Below are 586 nucleotides of genomic sequence, written 5' to 3'. Positions count from 1 at the left end.
GAAAGCCTGGTCATGCGGGATGCCGAGCAAGCAGCGCGCTGGCTCTCGAAACTCAAGAGAACGGGTGTGCGACTGGCCATCGACGATTTTGGCACGGGATATTCTTCACTGGCCTATCTGAGCCGCTTTCCGATCGATGTCGTGAAAATTGATCGTACCTTCATCCGCCATGTGCCGGAAAGCCGCAGCGATACGCAAATTGCGAGTGCAGTGATCGGCCTCGGGCATCGGCTTGACCTGGACGTAGTCGCGGAGGGCGTCGAAAACGCGCAGCAGCTCAACTTTCTGCGCAGCGAAGGTTGTGATGAAGTGCAAGGGTATTACTTTAGCCAGCCGCTCCCCGCCGAGGACATCACAGCCTTTCTGGTCAGTCATACCGAACACGGTCTCGCGCAGCATCCAGGACCGCAATCAATACGCGCCTTACTTCCGCATCCTGGTGCGTACCTCAGTCGTCAACCATCGGAGCAACGTTATGAAAGCACAGGAACAAACCGTCAAGCATATGTGGCAAGCGATTGACGCTCTCGATTTCAGCCGGATGAAGGCCAAACTGCTGCACCGCGAGCAGGCCCGCTGGACCGCC

At 57.3% G+C, this 586-nt stretch carries 1 protein-coding gene; it reads left to right on the top strand.

The window, feature by feature from the left end; translation table 11 throughout:
* Positions 1–522, top strand: a 522-nt coding sequence (locus ACYP5B_RS45450) for an EAL domain-containing protein (protein ID WP_459573960.1), incomplete at its 5' end; no start/stop codon positions are given.
* Positions 523–586: the final 64 nt, after the last annotated feature.

Source organism: Cupriavidus sp. 8B (assembly GCF_054589115.1).
This window is presented reverse-complemented; position numbering and strand designations above follow the sequence as displayed.